The organism is Roseobacter sp. HKCCA0434 (genome assembly GCF_032464675.1).
Classification (GTDB): Bacteria; Pseudomonadota; Alphaproteobacteria; order Rhodobacterales; family Rhodobacteraceae; genus Pontivivens.
In genome coordinates this window covers 89,235-112,040 of sequence record NZ_JAWDKL010000004.1, presented here as the reverse complement: position 1 = coordinate 112,040, position 22,806 = coordinate 89,235, and the positions used below count along the sequence as shown (strand labels likewise).

At 67.8% G+C, this 22,806-nt stretch carries 20 protein-coding genes, 1 tRNA gene and 1 pseudogene; 10 read left to right on the top strand and 12 right to left on the bottom strand.

The genetic code is table 11. The features are described 5' to 3' along the window. Positions 1 to 19: 19 nt before the first annotated feature. From RX333_RS04445 to RX333_RS04430, 4 genes are all read right to left on the bottom strand, one after another. The gene (locus RX333_RS04445) at positions 20 to 142 is read right to left on the bottom strand and encodes a hypothetical protein (protein ID WP_316013712.1); all 123 of its coding nucleotides are present in this window, start codon (positions 140 to 142) and stop codon (positions 20 to 22) included. A gap of 97 nt (positions 143 to 239) precedes the next feature. Continuing rightward, positions 240 to 626 carry a (deoxy)nucleoside triphosphate pyrophosphohydrolase gene (locus tag RX333_RS04440; RefSeq protein ID WP_410056045.1) on the bottom strand — a complete coding sequence of 129 codons (387 nt, stop codon included), beginning with the start codon at positions 624 to 626 and terminating at the stop codon, positions 240 to 242. An 8-nt stretch (positions 627 to 634) separates the two neighbouring features. Beyond that, positions 635 to 1,912 carry a bifunctional glutamate N-acetyltransferase/amino-acid acetyltransferase ArgJ gene (gene argJ, locus RX333_RS04435; RefSeq protein ID WP_316013710.1) on the bottom strand — a complete coding sequence of 426 codons (1,278 nt, stop codon included), beginning with the start codon at positions 1,910 to 1,912 and terminating at the stop codon, positions 635 to 637. A gap of 49 nt (positions 1,913 to 1,961) precedes the next feature. Continuing rightward, positions 1,962 to 2,909 carry a peptidylprolyl isomerase gene (locus tag RX333_RS04430; protein ID WP_316013709.1) on the bottom strand — a complete coding sequence of 316 codons (948 nt, stop codon included), beginning with the start codon at positions 2,907 to 2,909 and terminating at the stop codon, positions 1,962 to 1,964. Positions 2,910 to 3,180: 271 nt separating this feature from the next. On the opposite strand from RX333_RS04430, the gene secA reads away from it, so the two are divergent. Then, complete coding sequence (gene secA / locus RX333_RS04425) at positions 3,181 to 5,931, top strand: preprotein translocase subunit SecA (protein WP_316013708.1); 2,751 nt, start codon at positions 3,181 to 3,183, stop codon at positions 5,929 to 5,931. A 56-nt stretch (positions 5,932 to 5,987) separates the two neighbouring features. On the opposite strand, the gene RX333_RS04420 is transcribed toward secA, so the two are convergent. Continuing rightward, positions 5,988 to 7,079, bottom strand: a complete 1,092-nt coding sequence (locus tag RX333_RS04420) for an alkene reductase (RefSeq protein WP_316013707.1) — start codon at positions 7,077 to 7,079, stop codon at positions 5,988 to 5,990. Positions 7,080 to 7,131: 52 nt separating this feature from the next. After that, positions 7,132 to 9,423 (bottom strand): xanthine dehydrogenase family protein molybdopterin-binding subunit, encoded by a 2,292-nt coding sequence (locus RX333_RS04415; RefSeq protein WP_316013706.1) that lies wholly within the window; start codon positions 9,421 to 9,423, stop codon positions 7,132 to 7,134. 198 nt (positions 9,424 to 9,621) lie between these two features. On the opposite strand from RX333_RS04415, the pseudogene RX333_RS17220 reads away from it, so the two are divergent. Next, positions 9,622 to 9,903, top strand: a pseudogene (locus RX333_RS17220) (hypothetical protein); the annotation flags it as partial. A 38-nt stretch (positions 9,904 to 9,941) separates the two neighbouring features. On the opposite strand, the gene RX333_RS04410 reads toward RX333_RS17220, so the two are convergent. After that, on the bottom strand, positions 9,942 to 10,271 hold the full coding sequence (locus tag RX333_RS04410; protein ID WP_316013705.1) for a hypothetical protein: 330 nt from the start codon (positions 10,269 to 10,271) through the stop codon (positions 9,942 to 9,944). Positions 10,272 to 10,366: 95 nt separating this feature from the next. Here RX333_RS04410 and RX333_RS04405 point away from each other — a divergent pair, with 95 nt between their 5' ends. Continuing rightward, positions 10,367 to 11,542, top strand: coding sequence for a hypothetical protein (locus tag RX333_RS04405; protein WP_316013704.1), 1,176 nt, complete (start codon positions 10,367 to 10,369; stop codon positions 11,540 to 11,542). 42 nt (positions 11,543 to 11,584) lie between these two features. Further along, entirely contained in the window at positions 11,585 to 13,195 is a 1,611-nt protein-coding gene (locus RX333_RS04400) for a phosphate ABC transporter substrate-binding/OmpA family protein (RefSeq protein WP_316013703.1), read from the top strand. 882 nt (positions 13,196 to 14,077) lie between these two features. On the opposite strand, the gene radC is transcribed toward RX333_RS04400, so the two are convergent. Together radC and map are read right to left on the bottom strand one after the other, a co-directional pair. After that, complete coding sequence (gene radC / locus RX333_RS04395) at positions 14,078 to 14,821, bottom strand: RadC family protein (RefSeq protein ID WP_410056044.1); 744 nt, start codon at positions 14,819 to 14,821, stop codon at positions 14,078 to 14,080. Between the two features lie 43 nt (positions 14,822 to 14,864). Continuing rightward, positions 14,865 to 15,674 carry a type I methionyl aminopeptidase gene (map, locus tag RX333_RS04390; RefSeq protein ID WP_316013702.1) on the bottom strand — a complete coding sequence of 270 codons (810 nt, stop codon included), beginning with the start codon at positions 15,672 to 15,674 and terminating at the stop codon, positions 14,865 to 14,867. A 110-nt stretch (positions 15,675 to 15,784) separates the two neighbouring features. Between map and RX333_RS04385 the strand changes: the two genes are divergently transcribed. Then, positions 15,785 to 16,495: a competence/damage-inducible protein A gene (locus tag RX333_RS04385; RefSeq protein ID WP_316013701.1), complete on the top strand. Its 711-nt coding sequence runs from the start codon at positions 15,785 to 15,787 to the stop codon at positions 16,493 to 16,495. Positions 16,496 to 16,542: 47 nt separating this feature from the next. Further along, a tRNA-Leu gene (locus tag RX333_RS04380) sits at positions 16,543 to 16,628 on the top strand. A 6-nt stretch (positions 16,629 to 16,634) separates the two neighbouring features. On the opposite strand, the gene RX333_RS04375 is transcribed toward RX333_RS04380, so the two are convergent. Continuing rightward, positions 16,635 to 17,081 (bottom strand): PaaI family thioesterase, encoded by a 447-nt coding sequence (locus tag RX333_RS04375; RefSeq protein WP_316013700.1) that lies wholly within the window; start codon positions 17,079 to 17,081, stop codon positions 16,635 to 16,637. 165 nt (positions 17,082 to 17,246) lie between these two features. Between RX333_RS04375 and RX333_RS04370 the strand changes: the two genes are divergently transcribed. The 4 genes from RX333_RS04370 to RX333_RS04355 are packed head-to-tail and all read left to right on the top strand — an operon-like array spanning position 17,247 to position 20,106. Further along, a complete protein-coding gene (locus tag RX333_RS04370; protein WP_316013699.1) occupies positions 17,247 to 17,681 on the top strand; it encodes a hypothetical protein in 435 nt (144 codons plus the stop codon). Beyond that, complete coding sequence (locus tag RX333_RS04365) at positions 17,678 to 18,595, top strand: sterol desaturase family protein (RefSeq protein WP_316013698.1); 918 nt, start codon at positions 17,678 to 17,680, stop codon at positions 18,593 to 18,595. The genes RX333_RS04370 and RX333_RS04365 overlap by 4 nt, the downstream gene beginning before the upstream one ends. Positions 18,596 to 18,598: 3 nt before the next feature. Further along, entirely contained in the window at positions 18,599 to 19,318 is a 720-nt protein-coding gene (locus RX333_RS04360) for a TlyA family RNA methyltransferase (RefSeq protein ID WP_316013697.1), read from the top strand. After that, on the top strand, positions 19,315 to 20,106 hold the full coding sequence (locus RX333_RS04355; protein ID WP_316013696.1) for an alpha/beta hydrolase: 792 nt from the start codon (positions 19,315 to 19,317) through the stop codon (positions 20,104 to 20,106). The genes RX333_RS04360 and RX333_RS04355 overlap by 4 nt, the downstream gene beginning before the upstream one ends. A 67-nt stretch (positions 20,107 to 20,173) precedes the next feature. On the opposite strand, the gene RX333_RS04350 is transcribed toward RX333_RS04355, so the two are convergent. After that, positions 20,174 to 22,204: an NADPH-dependent 2,4-dienoyl-CoA reductase gene (locus RX333_RS04350; RefSeq protein WP_316013695.1), complete on the bottom strand. Its 2,031-nt coding sequence runs from the start codon at positions 22,202 to 22,204 to the stop codon at positions 20,174 to 20,176. A gap of 272 nt (positions 22,205 to 22,476) precedes the next feature. After that, the gene (locus tag RX333_RS04345; protein ID WP_316013694.1) at positions 22,477 to 22,731 is read right to left on the bottom strand and encodes a hypothetical protein; all 255 of its coding nucleotides are present in this window, start codon (positions 22,729 to 22,731) and stop codon (positions 22,477 to 22,479) included. Between the last annotated feature and the right edge of the window lie 75 nt (positions 22,732 to 22,806).

Below are 22,806 nucleotides of genomic sequence, written 5' to 3'. Positions count from 1 at the left end.
GATCGAGCTGTGTCCGGTATCAGACCGGGAAGCCGCTGAGCAGGCGATCGCCCACGCGGATGGTGACGCGGCCGTCGTTGAGCATCTCGACGAACTTGCCCTGTGCGGCGATGTAGCTGCTGATCATGATGGTTCGGAACATGGTCGTTTCCCCTTTGGTGGTCTTTTTTGATTGGCCCGCAATCTGCGGTTTAATCGGATCGCTGTCAAAGATTGTTTCAAAAAAATGCCACAATTCGTCACAACCAGTCGCGCAGATGCGCCACCAGCGGCACGTCGGCGGCGGGCATGGGCAGGTCCGGCATTTCCCTCGGTGTGACCCATCGCAGGGTCTGACCCTCGCGCGGGGTGACAATGCCTTCCCATTTGCGGCAGGCGTAGAGCGGCATCAGCAGGTGGAAATCGTCGTAGCCGTGGCTGGCGAAGGTCAGGGGCGCGAGGCAGCTTTCCCAAGTGTCGATGCCCAGCTCCTCCTGCAATTCGCGGATCAGCGCGGCCTCGGGCGTCTCGCCGTCGTCGATCTTGCCGCCGGGAAATTCCCACAGGCCCGCCATCGGCTTGCCCTCGGGACGGCGGGCCATCAGCACGCGCCCGTCAGGGTCGATCAACGCGACGGCGACGACCATGACGATCCTCACGAGCGGTAATCCGCGTTGATGGTGATGTAGCCGTGGGTCAGGTCGCAGGTCCAGACGGTCGCGCGGCCCCCGCCGACGCCGATATCGACCGCGATCGCGATCTCGTCGCGCTTCATCAGAGCTGCACCGGCCTCCTCGCGGTAGCTTTCGGCCACCCAGCCCTTCTCGGCCACCAGCACGTCGCCGAAGCGGATGGTCAGCGCGTCGCGATCCGCGGGCTCCCCCGACTTGCCCACGGCCATGACGATGCGGCCCCAGTTGGGATCCTCGCCCGCGATGGCGGTCTTGACCAGCGGCGAGTTCGCGATGCTCATCCCGATGCGGTGGGCGGAGAGGTCGGACGCCGCGCCTGTCACCGCGATCTCGACGAATTTCGTGGCCCCCTCGCCGTCGCGCACGACCTGGTGGGCGAGGTCGCGCATGATCGCCTCCAGCCCTTGCGCGAACCTCTCGGCGCGCGGGTCGTCGCGGGTCTCGATCGGATCCATGTCGGCGCGGTTGGTGGCGGCGAGCACCAGGCTGTCGGAGGTGGAGGTGTCGCCGTCCACGGTGATCGCGTTGAAGGTGCGGGCGTTGAGCTCCGACAAGATCTCCTGCAGCACGGGCTGCGCGATCTTCGCGTCGGTGAAGATGTAGACCAGCATCGTCGCCATGTCGGGCGCGATCATGCCAGACCCCTTGGCGAAGCCGGAGATGGTTACCGGCGCGTCGAGGTCCACCTCGCAGAACGCGCCCTTCACATAGGTGTCGGTGGTCATGATCGCTTGCGCGGCGCCGAGCGCGCCATCGGGCGCGAGGTTCGCGACCAGTTCGTCGAGCTTCGCGGTGATCCGCTCATGCGGCAGCGGCTCGCCGATCACGCCGGTGGAGGCGGGGAAGACGTGGCTCGCCTCGCAGCCGAGCGCGGCGGCGCAGCGATCGGCGAGGGTCTGCGTGGCCTCGGTGCCGCCGCGCCCGGTGAAGGCGTTGGAGTTGCCCGAGTTGACGAGGATGGCCGCAGGGCCCTTGCTACCGTCGAAGCGGGCAAGGTTCTGCTCGCACATCAGGACGGGCGCGGAACGGGTGGAGGAGCGGGTGAAGACCCCGGCGATCGACGCGCCGGGCGCGACCTCGGCCAGCATCACGTCGAGCCGATCCTTGTAGCGAACCCCGGCCATCGCACTGGCGAAGCGGACGCCGTCGACGACCGGCAGGGCATGCACCCCTTCGGTCGGGGCGAGCGGGGCGGCGTTGGATTTGGGTGTCCGCGGCAGCAGACGGGTCACTTGGGTCATGTCGGTCCTCCCGGACGGCGCGGATGCCGTCCGGGAGAAGGATGTGCCGTCACTCGGCGGACAGTTCAAGCGTCGTGAGCGCCTCGGCGGGGATGCCCTCGACCGAACGCTCGATCTCCGCCCCTTCGCGCAGGGCGTCGATATGGGCCTGCAGCGCGTCCTGGTTGAGCTGCGAGACGATGTCGGGCTGCACCTGCTCCAGCGGGGGCAGGGGGCTGAGACGGGTCTCGTTCACCGTGACGACGTGCCAGCCGAACTGGGTCTCGACCGGCTCGGACACCGCGCCGACTTCCAGCGCCTGCACGGCGGCGTCGAATTCGGGGACCATCTGGCCCGGACCGAACCAGCCGAGATTGCCGCCGTTCGGGCCGGACGGGCCGGTGGAGCGTTCCTGCGCCAGCTCCGCGAAATCGGCGCCGCCCTCGAGCTCGGCGATCACGTCGTTCGCCTCCTCCTCGGTCTCCACAAGGATGTGCGAGGCGTTGTACTCTGTCGCGCGCGTCATCTCGGAGGTCAGCGCCTCGTAGGCCTCGGCGATCTTCTCCTCGGTCACGGCGCCCGCGAGCACGGTGGCGATGGTCTCGTTCGACAGGATGCCGCGCCGCTCGTTGTCGAGCTGGATCTGCACGCGGGCCAGATCCTCGGCCCCCGCCTCGACCGCCTCGTCCGACAGGAGGGTCTGGTCGATCAGCTGGTCGACGAGGCCGGGAAGCAGCACCTCGGGCGGCAGCGAGCGGTAGTTCTGGGGCAGGCGGTCGCGGATGGCGACGACGTGGCCCAGCGTGATCTCGGTGCCGTTGACGGTGGCGACGACGGTGTCGAGGCCGAAATCGGCCATCGTTTCGCCCTCGGAACCCGCATCGGCGGCGGGTGCCTCGGCGGCGGCACCGGCCTCGGCGTCGGTCGCGGCGTCCTCCTGCTCGGCATCCTGGGCATAGGCCGCGCCGGTCAGCGCGAGCGTCAGGGCAAGGGCCGTGGTGGTGAGAAACTTGGTCATGCGAACTCCGATCCAGGAAAGCGGCGCGGGCCTTGGTCCCCCGCGGGAAAATTTCGGGTCGGGACCGGTCGATCCGGCCCCCCGTAGGCGACGTTGACAGCGCCAAGGGCGGGTCTTACATCCAGAACCGCTTTTATAGGCCAGCTGCACCGCCGCGGCGCAAACCTAGATTGTCACCGGCGGTCGGGCAACCTCCCCTCCGATGATATTACCGGGAGCGGCGCGAGGGCGCGGCGGCGGGCCTGTCCGGGACGTGACGCGAGGGATTGAGATGCTGGGTTTGACCACGGTCGCCAAGAAGGTGTTCGGCACCGCAAATGACCGAAAGGTGAAGGCCGTCCGCCCGTTGGTGGCGAAGATCAACGCGCTGGAGCCGGAAATGCAAGCGCTCGACGATGCGGCGCTCCGGGCCAAGACGCAGGAATTCGTCGATCGCCACGCGGCGGGCGAGAGCCTGGATGACCTGCTGCCCGAAGCCTTCGCCGCGATGCGCGAGGCGAGCGTGCGCAGTCTGGGCATGCGGCCCTTCGACGTGCAGCTGGTCGGCGGGATCTTCCTGCACCAGGGCAACATCTCGGAAATGAAGACGGGCGAGGGCAAGACGCTGATGGCGACGCTGCCCGTCTACCTCAACGCGCTGACCAAGCGCGGCGTGCACGTCGTGACGGTGAACGACTACCTCGCACGGCGCGATGCGGAATGGATGTCGAAGGTCTATTCGTTCATGGGGCTGACCACCGGCGTGGTGGTGTCGGGCCTGGACGAGGCGGCCAAGCACGCGGCCTATGCCTGCGACGTGATCTACGCCACGAACAACGAACTGGGCTTCGACTACCTGCGCGACAACATGAAGCCGCGGGTGGAGGAGATGGTCCAGCGCGATCATTACTTCGCCATCGTGGACGAGGTCGACTCGATCCTGATCGACGAGGCGCGCACGCCGCTGATCATCTCCGGCCCGACGCAGGACCGCTCCGAGCTCTATATCACGCTCGACAAGTTCATCCCCGATCTGTCGGACGAGCATTACGAGATCGACGAGAAGGCGCGCCAGGCCACCCTGACCGATGCGGGCAACGATTACCTGGAGGACCGGCTGAAGGAGGCGGGCCTGCTGGAGCCCGACGCCACGATGTACGACCCGGAATCGACGACCATCGTGCATCACGTCACCCAGGCCCTGCGCGCGCACAAGCTGTTCACGCGGGACAAGGACTACATCGTGCGCAACGACGAGGTCGTGCTGATCGACGAGTTCACCGGCCGTATGATGGCGGGACGTCGGATGTCCGAGGGTCTGCATCAGGCGATGGAGGCCAAAGAAGGCGTCAAGATCCAGCCCGAGAACGTGACCCTCGCCTCCGTCACCTACCAGAACTACTTCCGGCTCTACGAAAAGCTCGGCGGCATGACCGGCACGGCACTGACCGAGGCGGAAGAGTTCATGCAGATCTACGGGCTGGGCGTGGTCGAGGTGCCGACGAACAAGCCCATCGCCCGCGTCGACAACGACGATCAGGTCTACCGCACCGCGCGCGAGAAATACGACGGCATCGTGCGGGCCATCCGCATTGCGCATGAGAAGGGCCAGCCGACGCTGGTGGGCACCACCTCGATCGAGAAGTCGGAACTGCTGTCCTCGCTGCTGAAGCAGGAGGGGATCGAACACAACGTGCTGAACGCGCGCTTCCACGAGCAGGAGGCCGCGATCATCGCGCAGGCCGGGCGCCTGGGCGCCGTGACCATCGCCACGAACATGGCCGGGCGCGGCACCGACATCAAGCTCGGGGGCAATGCCGAGATGATGGCCGAGGTCGAGGCGGCGGAGAAGGGAATCACCGATCCGGCCGAGATCGCCGCGTTGGAAAAGGCGCACGAGGCCACGGTCGCCGCCGAAAAGCAGAAGGTGCTGGAGGCGGGCGGTCTGTTCGTCCTTGCCACCGAACGGCATGAAAGCCGTCGCATCGACAACCAGCTGCGTGGCCGCTCGGGCCGCCAGGGCGATCCGGGGCGCACGAACTTCTTTCTCAGTCTCGAGGACGACCTGATGCGGATCTTCGGCTCCGACCGGCTGGACGGGATGCTGCAGAAACTGGGCATGAAGGAAGGCGAGGCGATCATCCACCCTTGGGTCAACAAGGCGCTGGAGCGCGCGCAGACCAAGGTGGAAGCGCGCAATTTCGACATCCGCAAGAATCTGCTGAAATTCGACGACGTGATGAACGACCAGCGAAAGTCGATCTTCACCCAGCGGCGCGAGATCATGGAGGATGACGACCTGTCCGACACGGTCGAGGAGATGCGCGAGGAGGTCATCGAAAACCTTGTCGCCGAGCATGTCCCCGCCCGCGCCTATGCCGACCAGTGGCGGACCGAGGAACTGGCCGAGCGGGTGAAGGAAATCTTCGCGCTCGACCTGCCGATCGCGGACTGGGCGGCGGAGGAGGGCGTCGACGATGACGACCTGCGCGTGCGCATCAAGGACCGGGTCGACGCCGCCTATGCCGAGAAGATCGAGAAATACGGCGAGCCGACCATGCGCCAGGTGGAAAAGCAGCTGCTGCTGCAGACCATTGACAAGGAATGGCGCGAGCATCTGCTGACGCTGGACCATCTGCGTTCGGTCGTCGGATTCCGCGGCTATGCGCAGCGCGATCCGCTCAACGAATTCAAGACCGAGGCGTTCGAGCTGTTCCGCAACCTGCTCGAGGGGCTGCGCACGCAGGTGACGCGGCAGCTCTACCACGTGCAGATCCTGACGGAAGAGGAGCGCGCGGATGTCATCGCCAAGATGCAGGCGCTCGCCACCGGGCAGAAGGCGCAGGCGATGAAGGCGGAAGCGGACGCGCAATCCGGCGCGGGCGGAGCCGCGCCGCAACCGGCCCCGCAGCCGGAGGCCGCACCCGGCGCGGCATCGGGCCGCGACCCTGAGCGTCCCGAGACCTGGGGCGAGGTCGGCCGCAACGAGCCGTGCCCATGCGGGTCGGGCAAGAAGTACAAGCATTGCCACGGGCAGCTGTGAACCGGCGGCACGTGTAGTCAGGGGGCGGCACCTGAAACGGTGCCGCCCTTTTTCGTTCAGGCGCTCTCGGCCAGCGTCGGGTAGTCGGTATAGCCCTCGCGCCCGCCGCCGTAGAACGTGTCCTTGTCCGCGGCGTTCATCGGGGCGTTCCGCTCCAGCCGGGTCGGCAGGTCGGGATTGGCGATGAAGGGCACGCCGAAGGCGATGGCGTCGGCGCGGCCCGCCTCGACCGTCTCGATGGCGAGATCGCGGTCGTAGCCATTGTTCGCGACGTAGACGCCGGGGAACCGCTTGCGCAACGCGTCGATGGAGTTGCCGCCGTCGAGCTCCCGACTGCCGCCGGTCTGGCCCTCGACCATGTGCAGATACGCGAGGCCCGCCTCGGCCACCACGTCCACCGCGGCGGTGAAGGTCGCCATCGGGTCACTGTCCGAGATGGCGTTGGCGTTCGAGAAGGGGGACAGGCGCACGCCCACGCGGTCGGCGCCGATCTCCTCCGTCACGGCTGCCAGCACCTCGCGCAGCAGGCGCACGCGGTTCTCGACCGAGCCGCCATAGGCATCCGTCCGCTGGTTCGCGCCGTCGCGCAGGAACTGGTCGATCAGGTAGCCGTTGGCGGCATGCACCTCCACCAGATCGAAGCCCGCCTCGATCGCGTTGCGCGCGGCGCGGCGGAAATCCTCGACCAGGCGGGGGATCTCGTCCGTCTCCAGCGCGCGCGGTTCGGACGTGGCGACGAAGCCCTCGCCGTCGAAGGTCTTGGCATCGGCGGCGATGGCGGAGGGGGCCACGGGCTTCTGCCCGTCCGGCTGCAACGAGGTGTGGGAGATGCGGCCCACATGCCAGAGTTGCAGCGCGATGCGCCCGCCCGCCGCGTGCACCGCGTCCGTCACCGCGCCCCAGCCTTCGATCTGCGCGTCGGAATAGATGCCGGGCGTCCAGGCATAGCCCTTGCCTTCGGGCGTGATCTGGGTGGCCTCGGTGATGATGAGGCCCGCGCCCGCGCGCTGGCGGTAATACTCGACATGGATGTCGTAGGGCGCGTCATCCTCGGCCCGCGCGCGGTTGCGCGTCAGCGGCGCCATGAAGACCCGGTTGGGGACGGTCACGGCCCCCACGGTCAGCGGTTCGAAAAGTGTGTCGGTCATCGAAAGGGCTCCTTGATGAATCTCGGAGCCCTCATCTGTGGTGCCGAGGGCCTCAGCCCAAGGAAACGTCACGTTTCCGGACCGCGTCCAATGCCGCCCAGACCCGGCCGGGCGTGTAGGGCGGGGCGAGGTCGTCCACCCCCAGCCGCGCGAGGGCATCGCAGACCGCGTTCGCCGTGGCGGGCACGGCGGCGACCGATCCGGCCTCGCCCGCGCCTTTCAGCCCCAACGGGTTGGAGGGCGTGGGCACCGCATGGAAGGCAACGTCGATCATCGACAGGTCCGCCGCGCGGGGCAGGGCGTAGTCCATGAAGCTGCCGGTTAGCGGCTGGCCATCGGCGTCCCACGCGACGGCCTCGCACAGCACCTGGCCGATGCCTTGCGCCACGCCGCCATGCACCTGTCCCTCGACCAGCATCGGATTGATGACATGGCCGAAATCGTCGACCACCGTGTAGCGGTCGAGCGTCACGCGCCCGGTTTCGGGGTCGAGCAGGATCTCCGCCACATGCGTCCCGTTCGGGGTGGTCGTGATTTTGGAGTTCACGTCGCCGGCACCGGTCAGACCGCCCGTGGCGCGCGCGATCTCCACCAGCGTCATGGACCGATCGGTGCCCGCGACGGTGATCCGTCCGTCCTCGAAGGTCAGGTCGGCGGCGGCGACTTCCAGCAGATCCTCGGCGGCGGCCTTGGCCTTCTTCACCACGTCCTCGCAGGCGAGCAGGAAAGACCGGCTGGCCTGCACGGCGGAGCGGCTGCCCCCCGTGCCGCCCCCATCGGGCAGGCGCGCGCTGTCGGGGGTGGCGAGCCGCATCGTGGCCGGATCGAGGCCCAGCCGGTCTGAGACGATCTGCGCCCAGGCGGTCTCGTGCCCCTGACCGCCGCTCTGCGTCCCGACATCGAGCAGTGTGCGCCCATCCGCGCCGATCTCGACCGTCGCCATCTCGACCGGGCCGCCGCCCGTCCGCTCGTAATAGCAGGCGAGACCGAGGCCCGCGACCAAACCCTGCGCCTCGGCCTCAGCGCGGCGAGCGGGATATCCCGCCAGGTCGGCCTTCTCCACCGCGAGGTCGAGGATCGCGGGCGCGTCGAGCGCGTCGAAGTCGATGCCGCCGGCGGTGACGTAGGGTATCTGCTCGGGCCGGATCAGGTTGCGCCTCCGGATCTCCACCGGGTCGAGACCGATCTTGGTGGCGGCGCGGTCCATCAGCCGTTCCATCACGTGCAGCACTTCGGGCTTGCCCGCTCCGCGATAGGCATCGACCGGGGCGGTGTTGGTCACGACGCCCTCCACCACATGATCGACCGCGGCCACATCGTAGAGCCCGCCGATCAGGTGCCCGGAAAAGGCCGTGTGCACCGCCGCGCCGTAGCCGGGCACGAATGCCCCGACATTGGAAGTGGAGCGCCAGCGCAGCCCAGTCAGCCGCCCCTCCGCGTCGAATGCGGCCTCCGCCTGCGTGTCGAGATCGCGGGCCTGCAGATCGGTCAGCAGCGCCTCGGACCGGGTGGAGGTCCAGCGCACTTCCGCCCCGAACTGCTGCGCGCCCAGACAGGCCAGCGCGTATTCGGGATGGTCGATCAGCTTCAACCCGAAGGCCCCGCCCACATCGGGCGCGTGGACGCGGATCCGGTCGGTCGGCACTCCCAGATCGCGGGCGAGATCGTTGCGGATCGCGTGCACGCCCTGGTTGGAGACGGTCAGATCCCAGCCCTCGGCCTCGTCGTAGCGAATGCGGATGCCGCGCGGCTCGACCGGGGAGACGGCGAGCCGCTGGTTGCGCACCTGCATCGCGATCCGGTGCTCCGCCGCCGCGAAGGCCGCGTCGACCGCTGCGGCATCGCCGACCTGCCAGCGATAGAAGACGTTGCCGTCCAGCCCGTCATGCAATGGCGCTCCGGCCTTCGCGTCCGTCGCGGTTACGAGGGCGGGGCGCTCCTCAACCTCGACGAAGACCTGTTCCGCCGCGTCCAGCGCTGCCCGGCGCGAACGGGCGAAGAGGACGGCGACCGGCTGCCCGACATAAAGGACACGGGCTTGGGCGAGGTGCGGCTGCGGCAGGTCGGCGAAATCGGTTCCGTCGGCCTGCTTCAGCGGCATCGCGGCCGAGATCGGCGAGAGCCGACCCGATATGTCGCCCGCGGTGAAGCCTCCGACCACGTCCGGCATCGCCAGTGCGTCGGCCAGATCGACCGGCGCGAGGTCGCCATGCGCGACGTCGGAGCGGATCACCTGCATCCACAAGGACCCTTCCGGCGCGGCGTCGTCTACGAAGCGTCCCTCGCCCTTGAGCAGGCGCGGATCCTCGATTCGTCTGGCCGATTGCCCGATTCCGAATTTCATGCCTGTACTCCGATCTGTCCTTGCGTCGCAGGTGAATGGTGCCGCTTTCCCGCCACAATGCCCAGATATGAGGGTTAACGAGCCAGTGACAGTCCGAAAACCCGCGCTTTTAATTGAAATCCGGGTGAGTATGATCGTTAATTGGAACTCGGAGGGGGAGCTCCGTGTCGCAAAGATGATTCGTGGGGGGATCAGCTTATGAAGGCCGACGATCGGCTTATGATGGTTCTGACGGTGGTGGTCTTCATGATCGCTGCTGCGACCATGGCACAGCGCAGCGAGTTCATCATGGCCGCGTTCGGCTCGGTGGACGAGTACGAGGCTGTCGATGACGCATTCACCGTGCGCGCCGGGCGGACGCAATCGCTCGACGTGCTGGGCAACGATTTGAACGTGCAGGACGGGGACGCGGACCGCGTGCTGATCGTGCAGCAGCCGGTCTGCGGCACCGCGCGCCGGTCGGGTGGTCGCATCGACTATCTCAACAGCGATGCCTGCTCGGGCCGCATGGTCTTCACCTATTGCGTCATCCAGGGCGACACCTGCCCGAGTGCCGAGGTCGTGCTGAACGTCTCGCTCCCTGAATCCCTCGCGAACCGTGACAGCATCGCCTCAGCCGAGGCCGGTGCGACCGGGTTCCCCACCCTGCAGGCCCCCTCGCTCGCCGCACCCGGCAGCGAGGTCGAGATCGCGCCGGCCGAGGCGACCGCCTCCATCCGCAACCGCGACGCGGCGCCGGTGCAGATCGGCCGCCCCAGCCAGGGCGTGGGCGAGAGCATCGGCACGCAGCAGAGCGCGGCCGTCACGGCGGGCACCGTCTCGGGCGGCTTCGGCGCCGGGCCCGACATCGACGCCTCCGTTCCGACGCTCCGGCGTGGCGACGCGCCCGAGCGTGTCGCCATCGCGCGGCCGACAGCGCCCCAGTTCGCCGCAGGCGCCCTCGATGGCGGGCATCCGCAATCCCGGCGGCTCGGCCCCCAGCCCGCGCCCGTCGCTGCCCAGCCAGCCGCAGGTCGCTTCGGTCGAGACGTCGAGCGGCGTGACCGCGCAGCGCAGCACCGGTGGCCTGTCGCTCCGCTCCGTCACCAGCATGTTCCGCCCGGCCACCGCGCCGCAGGTGGAGGACACGCCGGTCGTGACCGCGCAGGCCTCGTCCCGTCCGCAGATCAACGCGGCGCCCGGCCTCGGCGGCGGCTCCGCCGTCGTGACCGACCGGGCCGCGCAGATCATCGTGCCGGTGGCCCCCGAAACCTCGTCGCTGCGCAGCGGTGCCGCACCGCAGGCCCCGTCCATGCCGGTCGAGCAGTCCGTGGCCGATCTCGGCTCCGGTCCCGCGTTGGCAGGCGAAAGCGCCGATGAGCCCATCGAACCCTTCGTGACCGCCGCGCTCGGCGACGAGGAGCCCGAGATGCCGCGCGTCGACGCGACGCCCGCGCCCGAAATCGCAGAATGCTCCGCGACGCTGCTCGCTTCGGCCAAGCTGGGCGAGATGCTGGCGCTGACCCTGACCTCCGAGTGCCGGCCCAACAGCATCGTGACGCTGCGCTATTCCGGGCTCAGCTTCACCGACGTGACCGACGAGGCAGGTGTGCTGCAAGTCGACGTGCCCGCCTTCGACGAGAACACACGCATCTCCGCCGAGTTCCTCGACGGGACCGAGGCCGAGGCCGACATCACCGTACGCGGCATCGACCGCATCGCGCGCGTCGGCATCGCCTGGGAAGGAGAAATGGATCTCGACCTGCACGCCTTCGAATTTACCGCTGGCGAAGGGACCGAGGGTCACATCTGGCAAGGCAACGAGCGCAGCTACCGCGAATCGCGTCGCGGTGGTGGCGGCTACATGACCCGAATGGGCCTGCCCGGCGCGCGGCAAGTCGAGGTCTACACCCTGCCGGTGTCCCGCCGGACCCAGCGCGGGGTGGTGGACACGCAGGTTCGCTTCGGTGCCGACGTGACCGAATGCGACGACCGGATCGAGGTACTCTCGATCTACAACAACCAGGCGCTCCGCTCCGATCGGCGCACCATCAGCATCGATACCGCGGGTTGCGGTGCCAATGCGCAGTCGGTCTCCTTCGACTCCGCAGTGCGCAGCATCCTGGTCGCGGAGAGATAACGCTTTACCGAAACGAGCGACCCCGGGAAAGGGATCGCCCCAATGACATATGACGAGGGACGGATGATGAAGACGATCACCACAGCACGCGGCAAATTCGCCTCTGCCGGCCTGGCCGTGGCGCTCATGGTCGCCGCAGTGCCGGCCACGGCGCAACAGGTCACGCTGCAATCCTATGACGGGACGATCACGCTGCGCGGCGACCTCGTCGACTTCGACGGGCAGAACTACCAGATCGCCACCGCGATCGGCACCATCACCATCGACGCCTACCAAGTGTCGTGCGAGGGTGAGAGCTGCCCCGATCCGTCGCTGCTTCAGTCCGAATTCCGCATCGTCGGCTCCGACACGATCGGCGTCGACCTGATGCCGGCACTGGTCGAAGGCTACTCCTTCGCGCTCGACGCCGACATCGCGTCCAACGTCATCAACTCCGACGGGTCGGTCGACCTCGCCATCGAGGATCTGAGCGGCGGTCGCATCGCGGATATCGAAATCGCGTCCTTCTCCTCCGGCGACGGATTCGAGGCGCTGCTCGACGGCTCCGCCTCCATCGGCATGGCCTCCCGCCAGGTCCGCCCGCGCGAGGCTCAGGAATTCGAGGCGGCGAATCTCGGCAACCTCACCACGCCCGAGCAGGAGCACATCCTCGCGCTCGACGGGATCCTCGTGATCACCTCGCGCTCCAACCCGGTGCGCAACCTGTCGATCGAGGAGATGGCGGGCATCTTCGCGGGCGACATTACCAACTGGTCCGAGGTTGGCGGCCCGACCGCCCCGATCAACGTCTACACCCGCGACGAGGGTGCCGGCACCCGCACCGTGTTCGAGCAGAACGTGATGGAGCTGATCGGCGCCGACATCACCGCCTCCGCCGAAGTCATCGCGGACAATGCCGACCTGTCCGACGCCGTCGCCAACGACCCGTTCGGCATCGGCTACACGGGCTACGCGAACGAGCGCAACGCGCGCGCCGTCGGCATCGAGGACGTCTGCGGCATCGTGACCGAGCCCACCGTCTTCAACATCAAGGCCGAGGAATACCCGCTGGCGCGGCGTCTCTACCTCTACACCACCAATGGCAGCCTGCCGAACCACGCACGCAACCTGATCGACTTCGTCAACTCCGAGGCGGCGCAGGACATCATTGCGGATGCGGGCTTCATCGACCAGGGCATCTCCGGTGCCGCGATGAACGAGCAGGGCCTGCGCCTCGCGTCGGCCATGCTGACGGCGGAGGATCTGGATCAGCTCAACTCGGTGCGTGACTTCGCCTCGCTGATGCTGAATGCCGAGCGTCTGTCCACCACGCTGCGCTTCCAGCCCGGCTCCTCTCTGCTGGACGCGAAGGCGCAGCGCGACGTGGTGCGCATCGCCGACATGCTGGCGCGCGGCTCCTTCGACAACAAGGAACTGCTGCTGGTGGGCTTCACCGACTCGATCGGCCGTCCCGACCTCAACCGCGCGCTGTCCGAGCGCCGGGCCGAGCAGGTGCTCGAGGCGATCCAGGCCGCGGCACCTAGCGGTTCGCTCAGCGATCAGCAGCTGACGGTCCTGGGCTTCGGCGAGATCTCCCCGGTGGGCTGCAACGAGACCTTCGCAGGCCGTCAGGTCAACCGCCGCGTCGAGATCTGGGTGCGCGACCGCACCTGATCCCAGCGATTGAAGAGTTGGAGACGGCACCGCCCCGGCGGTGCCGTTTTCGTTTTGGGGACCGTTACGTTCGAATGGATCGGACGTGGTGACCAAGTGTTCGAGAAGACCCCAGCGCAACGAATCTTGTCGGGATGGATTGCGTGCAGTCGGGTCGGCCTCTCGCAATCTCCGGTCGATATTCGGCTCCCAAGGAGACGCGATCCCTGTCTCTCGGTCGGCGAATGACCGACCGGAGCGCTTCACAGGAATGGGGCAGACGTGCGACCTGGCCGTGGCTCATGGCAAGCGTTCGACGGAGCTTGGGACAGGGAGCGTGGTCGCGATCGACGGTCGCGAACAGCACGTTCGGGCGTCGATGGCTTGGTAAATGCATCGCAGCAGAGCCTCGCGACCCGAAAGACAGTCTAGCCCCTTGATATCCCCGGCGCAGCTCGGACCGCCGAGGGCGGCGCGATCCATGCCCATCGCGTGTGAGCGGACGCCCGAGAGGCCCTTCGGTCATCATTTCGAGGGGTGACGACACGGACAAGCTCATCACGATACCCGAGAGACGGGCGGATGTTCCAAGTCGGTCGCACTCCGACAGGGCAAAGACCCATTTCACAGCGTCATCGATACCGATCCATGACCACATCGGATTGCATAAGATGCCCGTCCCGAGCGGAAATCTGTCGACTTGGATAATCGGACCCGACTAAGGCGGCTCTCCGCTCGCCGGGAAGGTCCCACTCGTCCCCGGGCGGATGACCTGAGCCGTGGCGCGATCACCGGCGGTGCGAGAACGCCGATGCCGCATTTAGCTGTCTACCAGACATTGGGATGCCCCCGAGCGGCCGCTTATAATCAACCGCGCTCGCCAATCGGTATCGGCCGCGCGGATCAGAGCAGACCGGCCTCGCGGAAGCTGAACTCGGCCCCCTTGCCAATGATGATATGGTCGTGGACCACGATCCCCAGTGCGTCGAGCGCGGACACGATCCGTGCCGTCATCTCGATATCCGCCTGGCTGGGTGACGGATCGCCAGAGGGATGGTTGTGGACTAGGATCAGCGCGGATGCCCCGAGCTCAAGCGCGCGGCGTGCGACTTCCCGCGGATAGACGGGCACGTGATCGACGGTGCCTCGGGCTTGCGCCTCGTCCGCGATCAGGACATTGCGCCTGTCGAGGAACAGGAGCCGGAAACGCTCCGTCCGCTCCTGCGCCAGCGCGATCCGACAATAGTCGAGCACGGCGTCCCAACTGCCGAGAACCTCCCGCCCCATCACGCCGGTCTGCGCCATACGCGCCGCGGCGGCGGCTACGATGCCGAGCTCCAGCACAACGGCGTCGCCGACACCGGACACCTCTCTCAGCAGTCCGGGCGGAGCGGCGATCACGGCATTGAAGCTGCCGAAGCGCGCCATCAGCGCCTTGGCGAGCGGCTTCACGTCGCGGCGGGCGATGGCCCGGAACAGCACCAGCTCGAGCAATTCGTAATCGGGCATGGCATCCGCGCCACCGGCCACGAAGCGTTCGCGCAGCCGCGCGCGGTGGTTGAGCTGGTCGGGCCGCGCGGGCGCCGCCGCTGCGGCGGGCGGCATCGGCATCTCGGCGAATCCGGGCAGGGATGGCGGGCGTTTCATGCCCCCGATCCTGCCGCCCACCGATTAACGAGAGCTTAAGGCCTCAGAATTGCGGTGCGTAGACCCCGGCGGGCGACTGCGTGAAGATCTCGCACCCATCCTCGGTCACGCCCACGGAATGCTCGTATTGCGCGCTGAGCGAGCGGTCTTTGGTCACGGCGGTCCACTCGTCGGCGAGGATCTTGGTCTCGGCCCGGCCAAGGTTCACCATCGGCTCGATGGTGAAGAACATCCCCGGCTCCAGCACCGGGCCCGTTCCCGCGCGCCCGTAATGCAGCACGTTCGGGGCCGAGTGGAACTGCCGCCCCAGCCCGTGCCCGCAGAAATCGCGCACGATCGAGCAGCGGCGGCTTTCGGCGAAGCGCTGGATGGCGTGGCCGATATCGCCGAACGTGTTGCCGGGCTTCACCACCGCGATCCCCTCCATCAGCGCGTCATGCGTGATCTCGATCAGGCGCTGCGCCTTCTTCGGCGCGCGGCCCGCCCAGTACATGCGGCTGTTGTCGCCGTACCAGCCATCAACGATCACGGTGACGTCGATGTTGAGGATGTCGCCGTCGCGCAGCACCTTCGGCCCCGGAATGCCGTGGCAGACCACGTGGTTGATCGAGATGCAGGTCGCGTGCTGGTAGCCCTTGTAGCCGATGGTGGCCGAGGTCGCGCCCGCGGCCTCGATCTTCCCGCGGACGAAATCGTCGAGCTCCGCCGTGGTCGCGCCCGGCTTCACCAGCGCGCCGACCTCGTCGAGGATCTCCGCCGCCAGCCGCCCGGCCACGCGCATGCCCTCGAACGCCTCCTGAGGGTGGATCAGGATCCCGGCGCGGTTCGTGCGGATGTCGAGTGTGTCGGTCATGCGGTCGGCTCCGATTGCGTGCGGTCTCACATATAGATGCGCGGCCCGCGTGACAACGCCGCTGGACGCGCTGTAGATGAGGGCCGGGACGCGGAGTGGAGGAGCGAAACATGCCGACGGCAGCCATGATCGTGATCGGGGACGAGATCCTGTCGGGTCGGACGCAGGACGTGAACGTGCAGGTTCTGGCCCGCGCCCTGGGAGAGAAGGGCATCCGGCTGGCCGAGGTGCGGATGATTCCCGACGATGCGGACACGATTGTCGGCACGGTGAACGCGCTGCGCGCGGGACATGACCACGTCTTCACCTCCGGCGGAATCGGGCCGACCCATGACGACATCACCGCCGACTGCATCGCCGCCGCCTTCGGCGTGGGCATCGACGTGCGGGAGGATGCGCGCGCGATCCTCGCCACCAACTATGCCGACCCGGAACGCGATTTGAACGCGGCGCGCCTGCGCATGGCGCGCATCCCGGACGGGGCCACCCTGATCGACAATCCGGTCTCGAAGGCGCCGGGCTTCACGCTCGGCAACGTGCACGTCATGGCGGGCGTGCCCAAGATCTTCGCCGTGATGGTCGAGAGCGTGCTGCCCGGCCTGACCGGCGGCCAGCCGATGCTGTCGGACGACGTGCTGATCGACCGGGGGGAGGGCGACCTCGCCGCCCCCTTGGCCGAGATCGACGGCCGCTACCCGACCGTCTCGATCGGCTCCTACCCGCGCGTGCACGAGGGGCGGTTCATCGTGAACATCGTCGCCCGCTCCGAGGATGCCGAGGCGCTGGCCGCCGCGATGGCGGAGCTGCGCGGGCTCGCTTGACCTTCGCGCCCCCGCGACGGATGGTCGGCCCGCGCCGGTCAGGCTGCGCCCGCTTGGTGGAATGGTAGACACACGAGACTTAAAATCTCCTGGCCGAATGGCCGTGCCGGTTCGAGTCCGGCAGCGGGTACCACCCTTCTCAGGTCTTCCTCACGTGCCAGGCGACGACCATCTCGTTGACCAGGGTGCCGGTCTCGTCGGTGATGGCGACGTTGACGTTGAACTTGACGCGGCCTTCCGATTTGAGCGTGGCGAGCGCCTCCGAGCCGGGGATCGAGGTCTTCGCCTCCGCGACCAGTTCACCCTTGGCGAGCGCGAGGTAGCTGATCCGGGCCTCCGCCGCGACGGGGCGCGATTCGAGCAGGACGGGGGCGAGCGCGCCACCGAGGGCCGCACCGCTCGCCGTCTCGCCCAGCGTGAAGACGGCACCCGCGTGGGGCGTGCCGATATGATTCTTGCCGGTCTCGCTCTCGGGCAGGGTGGCGCGGGCGGTGCCATCGCCGATCTCGTCGATCCGCACACCGGCATGGCGCGCGAAGGGGATCGAACTGGTCATGTACTCGCGGACCATGTCGTAGGGGTTCATGTCGTGTCCTCCTGTCGGTTTTTCAGACTGTCCCGTGATCGGCCTTGCGAGGCAACCGTGCCGCGAGGGCAGGTGCGACACCGCCACGCGGCCGGGTGACGTAACGGCGGGATTGATCGGATCGCGCGGCTGCGGCCTGATGACGGAAAACGACGGGGAAACGCCATGGGACTGGAACTGCTCGCCGTGCTCGTCGCGGGTGGCATCACCGGGATCGTGCTGCTGGTGCATTTCACCGGCGGCTCGGCCGCGCTGGTCTTTACCGACGATGACGACGTGCGCGCAGCCTGGGCGGCGGACATGCCCGACATCCCGCTCGCCGACATCACACGCAACGCGGCAGGCACCGCCGCGCTGGTGCGCACGCGCGACGGGCGCACGGGGCTGATCTGGTCCTTCGGCGCCGATGCGGTGTCGCGGCTGATGCCGCCCGACACGCTGCGCGCCATCGACACCTGCGAGGACGGTCTGCGCCTGCATTTCCTCGCCTTCGAAACGCCCTCGGCCTTCGTGGGCCTGACCCGCGACGAGCTGCCCGACTGGTACGCCGTGCTGGAGCGGTCCCTGCGCCGCCCCGCCCTCAAGGAGGTTCTGACATGACCGACCCGAGCTTTCCCGATGTGGTGATGCTGGCCATCCCGGCCTTCATCGTGCTGATGGTGATGGAGATCGCGATCGTCCGCTGGCGCGCCGGATCGGGCCGCTACGAGACGCGCGATACGCTCACGAGCCTCCTGATGGGGGCGGGCAACGTGGTCAGCGGGCTGCTGCTCGGCTTCGTCGCCTACACCCTCTATTACTGGGCCTGGGACTACCGGATCTGGGATCTCGGCACCGCCTGGTATGTCGTCGTGCTGTGCTTCGTGCTAGACGACCTGCGCTATTATTGGGTGCACCGGATCGGTCATACCTCGCGGTGGGTCTGGGCGAGCCATGTGAACCACCACTCTTCCCAGCATTACAACCTGTCCACCGCCCTTCGGCAGAGCTGGACCGGAGAGCTTACGGGCATGATGATCCTGCAATTGCCGCTGATCTTCCTCGGCTTCCACCCGTTGATGGTGCTGTTCGTGGCGGGCATCAACCTCGTCTACCAGTTCTGGATCCACACCGAGGTGATCGGTAAGCTGCCGCGACCCATCGAGTGGATCTTCAACACGCCCTCGCATCACCGCGTGCATCACGGGCGCAACGCGCAATATCTCGACGCGAACTACGCGGGCACGCTGATCGTTTGGGACCGGCTCTTCGGTACCTTCGTGCCGGAGGGGGAGACGCCGGATTACGGGCTGGTGCACAACCTCGGCACCTTCAATCCGCTGCGGGTCGCGTTCCATGAATATGTCGGCATCTTGCGCGACGTGACGCAGCCGGGCATCACCTGGAAGGACCGCTGGAACTACGTCCAGAAACCGCCGGGTTGGAGCCATGATGGAAGCCGCCAGACCTCCGAGGACATCAAGCGCGCCCATGTCGCCCGCAATCCCGAGTTGGAGGGCACGCCGGGGCTGTAATCCATGAGGCTCGACCGGGCCCTGGTGGCGCGGGGCCTCGCGCCCAGCCGGTCGCGCGCGGCGCAGTTGGTGGCAGAGGGCGTCGTGCTGGTGGACGGCACCCCCGCCCGCAAGCCCTCGCTGGAGGTGGCGGACGCGCAGGCACTTGCCCTCACCCACGATCCGATCCCCTGGGTCAGCCGCGCGGCGCTGAAGCTCGTGCATGCGCTCGATGCGTTCGAGTTGGCTCCGCACGGCATCGCGCTCGACCTCGGGGCCTCCACCGGCGGGTTCACGCAGGTGCTGCTGGAACGCGGGGCGGGGCATGTCTACGCGCTCGATGTCGGGCACGGGCAGCTGCACCCGGACATCGCCGCCGACCCGCGCGTGACGCGGATGGACGGGGTGAACGCGCGCGACATCACCGCCGACCTCCTGCCACCGCTCGACTGGATCGTCACGGATGTCAGCTTCATCTCGCTGGAAAAGGCGCTGCCGCCCGCGCTGGCGCTGGCCCGGCCCGGCGCACGGCTGGTCGCCCTCGTCAAACCGCAATTCGAGGTCGGTCCGGCCCATGTCGGCAAGGGCGGCATCGTGAAGGACGCGAGCGTGCGCGAGGCCGCCCGCGACCGGATCGCCGCCTTCCTGACCGCCGAGGGCTGGACGGTGGAGAGCACGACCCAAAGCCCGATCACCGGATCGGATGGCAATATCGAATACCTGCTGAGCGCGGTCCGCGGGTGAAGCGCCTTCTGCTCACCATCCTCGGCGTGCTGATGATCGGCTGGCTCGGCGCCGCGCTGTGGTTCCGCATGCAATACCACACGCTCTATTTCCCGTTCGACACGCAGAGCTACCCCGCCAGCATCGCGGGCGCTGGCGTCACGCGCGTCGATCTAGATGGCCTCGATGTGCTGCTGCACGAGCCTCGGGGCGACCGCCCCGTCATCCTCTACTTCGTCGGCAATCTCGGCAATCCGCTGCGGCAGGGGCCGGTGCTGCGCGAATACGTGGTCAACGGCTACGGCCTCGTCGCGCCGTCCTATCGGGCAGAGGGGGTGGGCGAAGGCCAACTGGTCGCCGATGCGCTCGCCGTCGCGCGGGCGGTGGACGACCTGCTGGCGGCGGACGTGCCGCCCGAACGTCTGGTCATCCACGGCACCTCCCTCGGATCGGGCATCGCGACCGCCGTCGCCGTGGAGGTCGCGGCCGCGGGCCTGATCCTGGAGACCCCGTTCACACGGCTCTGCGACGTGCCGGGGCGGCATGTGCCGCTGTTGCCCTATTGCCTCCTCAGCGGTGGCAACCGTCTCGCCACCATAGAGCGGATCGACCGGATCGAGATGCCGCTGCTGGTCCAGCACGGCGATATGGACCGGCTGGTGCCCTTCGACATGGGGCAGGCGGTTTTCGAAGCGGCGCGGCAGCCCAAGCAGTTCATCGCCTATCCCGGCGGCGACCATAACGACCTGCGCCTGCACGGCGCGGGCATCGATGCGCGCGCCTTCGCCGACCGGGTCACGGCCCGCTGATCCCCCTTCTTCTTCGTTCAAATATCTCGGGGGGCGCGTCAGCGCGGGGGCAGCGCCCCCTCCACGCTCAAATCTTGGCGGCCAGTTCCGAGCCCTGCTTGATCGCGCGCTTGGCATCCAGCTCCGCCGCCACGTCCGCGCCGCCGATCACGTGGACGGTCCGGCCCGCCGCCTCCAGCCTGTCGGCCAGCTCGCGCAGGCTCACCTGCCCCGCGCACATCACCACCGTATCGGCCTCGACGACACGTGGATTCTCGCGCCCCTCGCCCGAGGAGATCTCGACCCCTTCGGGCGTGATCCGCTCGTAGTTCACGCCCGCGACCATCTGCACGTCCTTCATCTTCAAGGCCGCGCGGTGGATCCAGCCGGTCGTCTTGCCCAGGCCCGCACCCGGTTTCTTCGCCTTGCGCTGCATCATCGTGACGGAGCGGGGGGAGGGTGTGGGCTGCGGCCCTTCGGGGGCGAGGCCGCCGCGATGCTCCTCCGGATCGGCGACGCCCCACATCTTCAGCCATTCGTGCAGGTCCATCGTCGGGCTCTCGCCCGGCGCCTCGACCAGATAGTCCGACACGTCGAAGCCGATGCCGCCCGCGCCGATCACCGCGACGCGCTTGCCGACCTCGGCCTTGCCGCGCAGCACGTCCACGTAGCTGACGACATGCTCCGCGTCCTGCCCCTCGATGCCCGGATCGCGCGGCAGGACGCCCGTGGCGATCACCACCTCGTCGAAGCCCTCGAGCGCCTCCTCCGTCGCGACCGTGTTCAGCCGCTGCTCCACTCCGTGCACGTCGAGCATCGTGCGGAAGTAATCGACCATGTGCCAGAACTCCTCCTTGCCGGGGATCTGCTTGGCCATGTTGAGCTGCCCGCCGACCTCGCCATCCTTCTCGAACAGCGTGACCTTGTGGCCCCGTTCCGCCGCGACCAGCGCGGTCGACAGGCCCGCCGGACCTGCGCCGACCACGGCGACGGTCTTGGGCGCCTCCGTCGGTTCGTAGTTCAGCACCGTTTCGTGGCAGGCGCGCGGGTTGACGAGGCAGGAGGTCAGCTTGCCCGAGAAGGTGTGGTCGAGGCAGGCCTGGTTGCAGGCGATGCAGATGTTGATCTGCTCGGCCTTCCCCTCCGCCGCCTTTCGCATGAAATGCCCGTCGGCGAGCCAGGGCCGCGCCATCGACACCATGTCCGCACAGCCATCCGCCAGGATCGTCTCGGCCGTCTCGGGATTGTTGATGCGGTTCGAGGTGACGAGCGGGATCGACACTTCGCCCATCAGCTTCCTCGTCACCCAGGTGAAGGCCCCGCGCGGCACCGAGGTCGCGATGGTCGGCACCCGCGCCTCGTGCCAGCCGATGCCGGTATTGATGATCGTGGCGCCCGCCGCCTCCACCGCCTTGGCGAGCTGGACGACCTCCTCCCAGGTGGAGCCGTTGGGCACCAGGTCGATCATCGACAGCCGGTAGATGATGATGAAGTCGGGGCCCACGGCCTCGCGGCAGCGGCGCACGACCTCGACCGGCAGGCGCATCCGGTTCTCGTAGGAGCCGCCCCAGCGGTCCTCGCGCTTGTTGGTATGGGTGACGAGGAACTGGTTGAGGAAATAGCCCTCCGATCCCATGATCTCGACGCCGTCATAGCCTGCCTCGCGCGCCCGCTCGGCGGCCGTCACGATGTCGGCGATCTGCTTCTCGATCCCGTCCTCGTCCAATTCGGTCGGGGGGAAGGGGCTGATCGGCGACTTCACCGGCGAGGGTGCGACGCATTTCGGGCTGTAGGCATAGCGGCCCGCGTGCAGGATCTGCATGGCGATCTTGCCGTCCGCCGCGTGCACCGCGTCGGTGACGATGCGATGGTTTGCGATGTCCTGATCGGTAAACAGGCCCGCCGCCCCCGGCAGCACGCCGCCCTCCTCGTTCGGGGCCATGCCGCCCGTCACCATCAGCGCCGCCCCGCCCTCGGCCCGTTCGGCGTAATAGGCCGCCACCCGGTTCCAGTCGCCGAGCTCTTCGAGCCCGGTATGCATGGAACCCATGATCGCCCGGTTCTTCAGAGTCGTGAAGCCGAGGTCGAGCGGGGCGAGCAGGTTGGGATAGGCGGTCATGCGAACTCCTCCGGGAACAGGTCGGGCGCGGCCTTCGGACGGGCCGCTCTCCCGCCCGACCTTACGTGCACGGAAGGTTCTGTAAACCGGAACGCGGCGGAAGGTCAGGCGAGAGGCGAAGCCTCGACGATCGCTGCCGAGAAATCCAGATCCCTGTCGAAGCTGTCGTCGTTCCCGCCCGGCGACCGCATGCTGGTCGCGCCCCCGGCGGCAGCCACGCAGCAGGCGAGCGATGCCGGGAACAGGCGCGTGAGGGCGAGTCGCGCCGCGCGTCAGTCCCTCTCGGACGAGAAATCGGCGTCGTTCTCCAGCCCGTTTGCGTTGCGTCGCATCAGATGGGCGATCTCGGCCACGCTCAGCTTGCCGCACTCCTCGCGGCTCAGACCCACCGAGCGTTCCAGCTGCAGGCAGCCCTCCTCGGGCGTCATGTTGTAGGGCGGATCGTCATAGGGGCTGAGCGGACGGTCCACGCCCGCGCAAGCGGCGAGTGTGGAAACCAGGGTCAGCGTGGTTGCGATACGATACATGTGAAATCTCCTCGAAGCTGGGACAGCAACGCGCGAGCCCGCGCCAAGGCTCCACACGATTGCGTGACGGCGCGC

What these genes read in the sequence shown, in the direction of transcription:
- RX333_RS04445 (WP_316013712.1), bottom strand. Translation starts at nt 142, where the DNA reads ATGTTCCGAACCATCATGATCAGCAGCTACATCGCCGCACAGGGCAAG.
- RX333_RS04440 (WP_410056045.1), bottom strand. Translation starts at nt 626, where the DNA reads ATGGTCGTCGCCGTCGCGTTGATCGACCCTGACGGGCGCGTGCTGATG.
- argJ (WP_316013710.1), bottom strand. Translation starts at nt 1,912, where the DNA reads ATGACCCAAGTGACCCGTCTGCTGCCGCGGACACCCAAATCCAACGCC.
- RX333_RS04430 (WP_316013709.1), bottom strand. Translation starts at nt 2,909, where the DNA reads ATGACCAAGTTTCTCACCACCACGGCCCTTGCCCTGACGCTCGCGCTG.
- secA (WP_316013708.1), top strand. Translation starts at nt 3,181, where the DNA reads ATGCTGGGTTTGACCACGGTCGCCAAGAAGGTGTTCGGCACCGCAAAT.
- RX333_RS04420 (WP_316013707.1), bottom strand. Translation starts at nt 7,079, where the DNA reads ATGACCGACACACTTTTCGAACCGCTGACCGTGGGGGCCGTGACCGTC.
- RX333_RS04415 (WP_316013706.1), bottom strand. Translation starts at nt 9,423, where the DNA reads ATGAAATTCGGAATCGGGCAATCGGCCAGACGAATCGAGGATCCGCGC.
- RX333_RS04410 (WP_316013705.1), bottom strand. Translation starts at nt 10,271, where the DNA reads ATGTCGGGCCCGGCGCCGAAGCCGCCCGAGACGGTGCCCGCCGTGACG.
- RX333_RS04405 (WP_316013704.1), top strand. Translation starts at nt 10,367, where the DNA reads ATGGCGGGCATCCGCAATCCCGGCGGCTCGGCCCCCAGCCCGCGCCCG.
- RX333_RS04400 (WP_316013703.1), top strand. Translation starts at nt 11,585, where the DNA reads ATGACATATGACGAGGGACGGATGATGAAGACGATCACCACAGCACGC.
- radC (WP_410056044.1), bottom strand. Translation starts at nt 14,821, where the DNA reads ATGAAACGCCCGCCATCCCTGCCCGGATTCGCCGAGATGCCGATGCCG.
- map (WP_316013702.1), bottom strand. Translation starts at nt 15,674, where the DNA reads ATGACCGACACACTCGACATCCGCACGAACCGCGCCGGGATCCTGATC.
- RX333_RS04385 (WP_316013701.1), top strand. Translation starts at nt 15,785, where the DNA reads ATGCCGACGGCAGCCATGATCGTGATCGGGGACGAGATCCTGTCGGGT.
- RX333_RS04375 (WP_316013700.1), bottom strand. Translation starts at nt 17,081, where the DNA reads ATGAACCCCTACGACATGGTCCGCGAGTACATGACCAGTTCGATCCCC.
- RX333_RS04370 (WP_316013699.1), top strand. Translation starts at nt 17,247, where the DNA reads ATGGGACTGGAACTGCTCGCCGTGCTCGTCGCGGGTGGCATCACCGGG.
- RX333_RS04365 (WP_316013698.1), top strand. Translation starts at nt 17,678, where the DNA reads ATGACCGACCCGAGCTTTCCCGATGTGGTGATGCTGGCCATCCCGGCC.
- RX333_RS04360 (WP_316013697.1), top strand. Translation starts at nt 18,599, where the DNA reads ATGAGGCTCGACCGGGCCCTGGTGGCGCGGGGCCTCGCGCCCAGCCGG.
- RX333_RS04350 (WP_316013695.1), bottom strand. Translation starts at nt 22,204, where the DNA reads ATGACCGCCTATCCCAACCTGCTCGCCCCGCTCGACCTCGGCTTCACG.
- RX333_RS04345 (WP_316013694.1), bottom strand. Translation starts at nt 22,731, where the DNA reads ATGTATCGTATCGCAACCACGCTGACCCTGGTTTCCACACTCGCCGCT.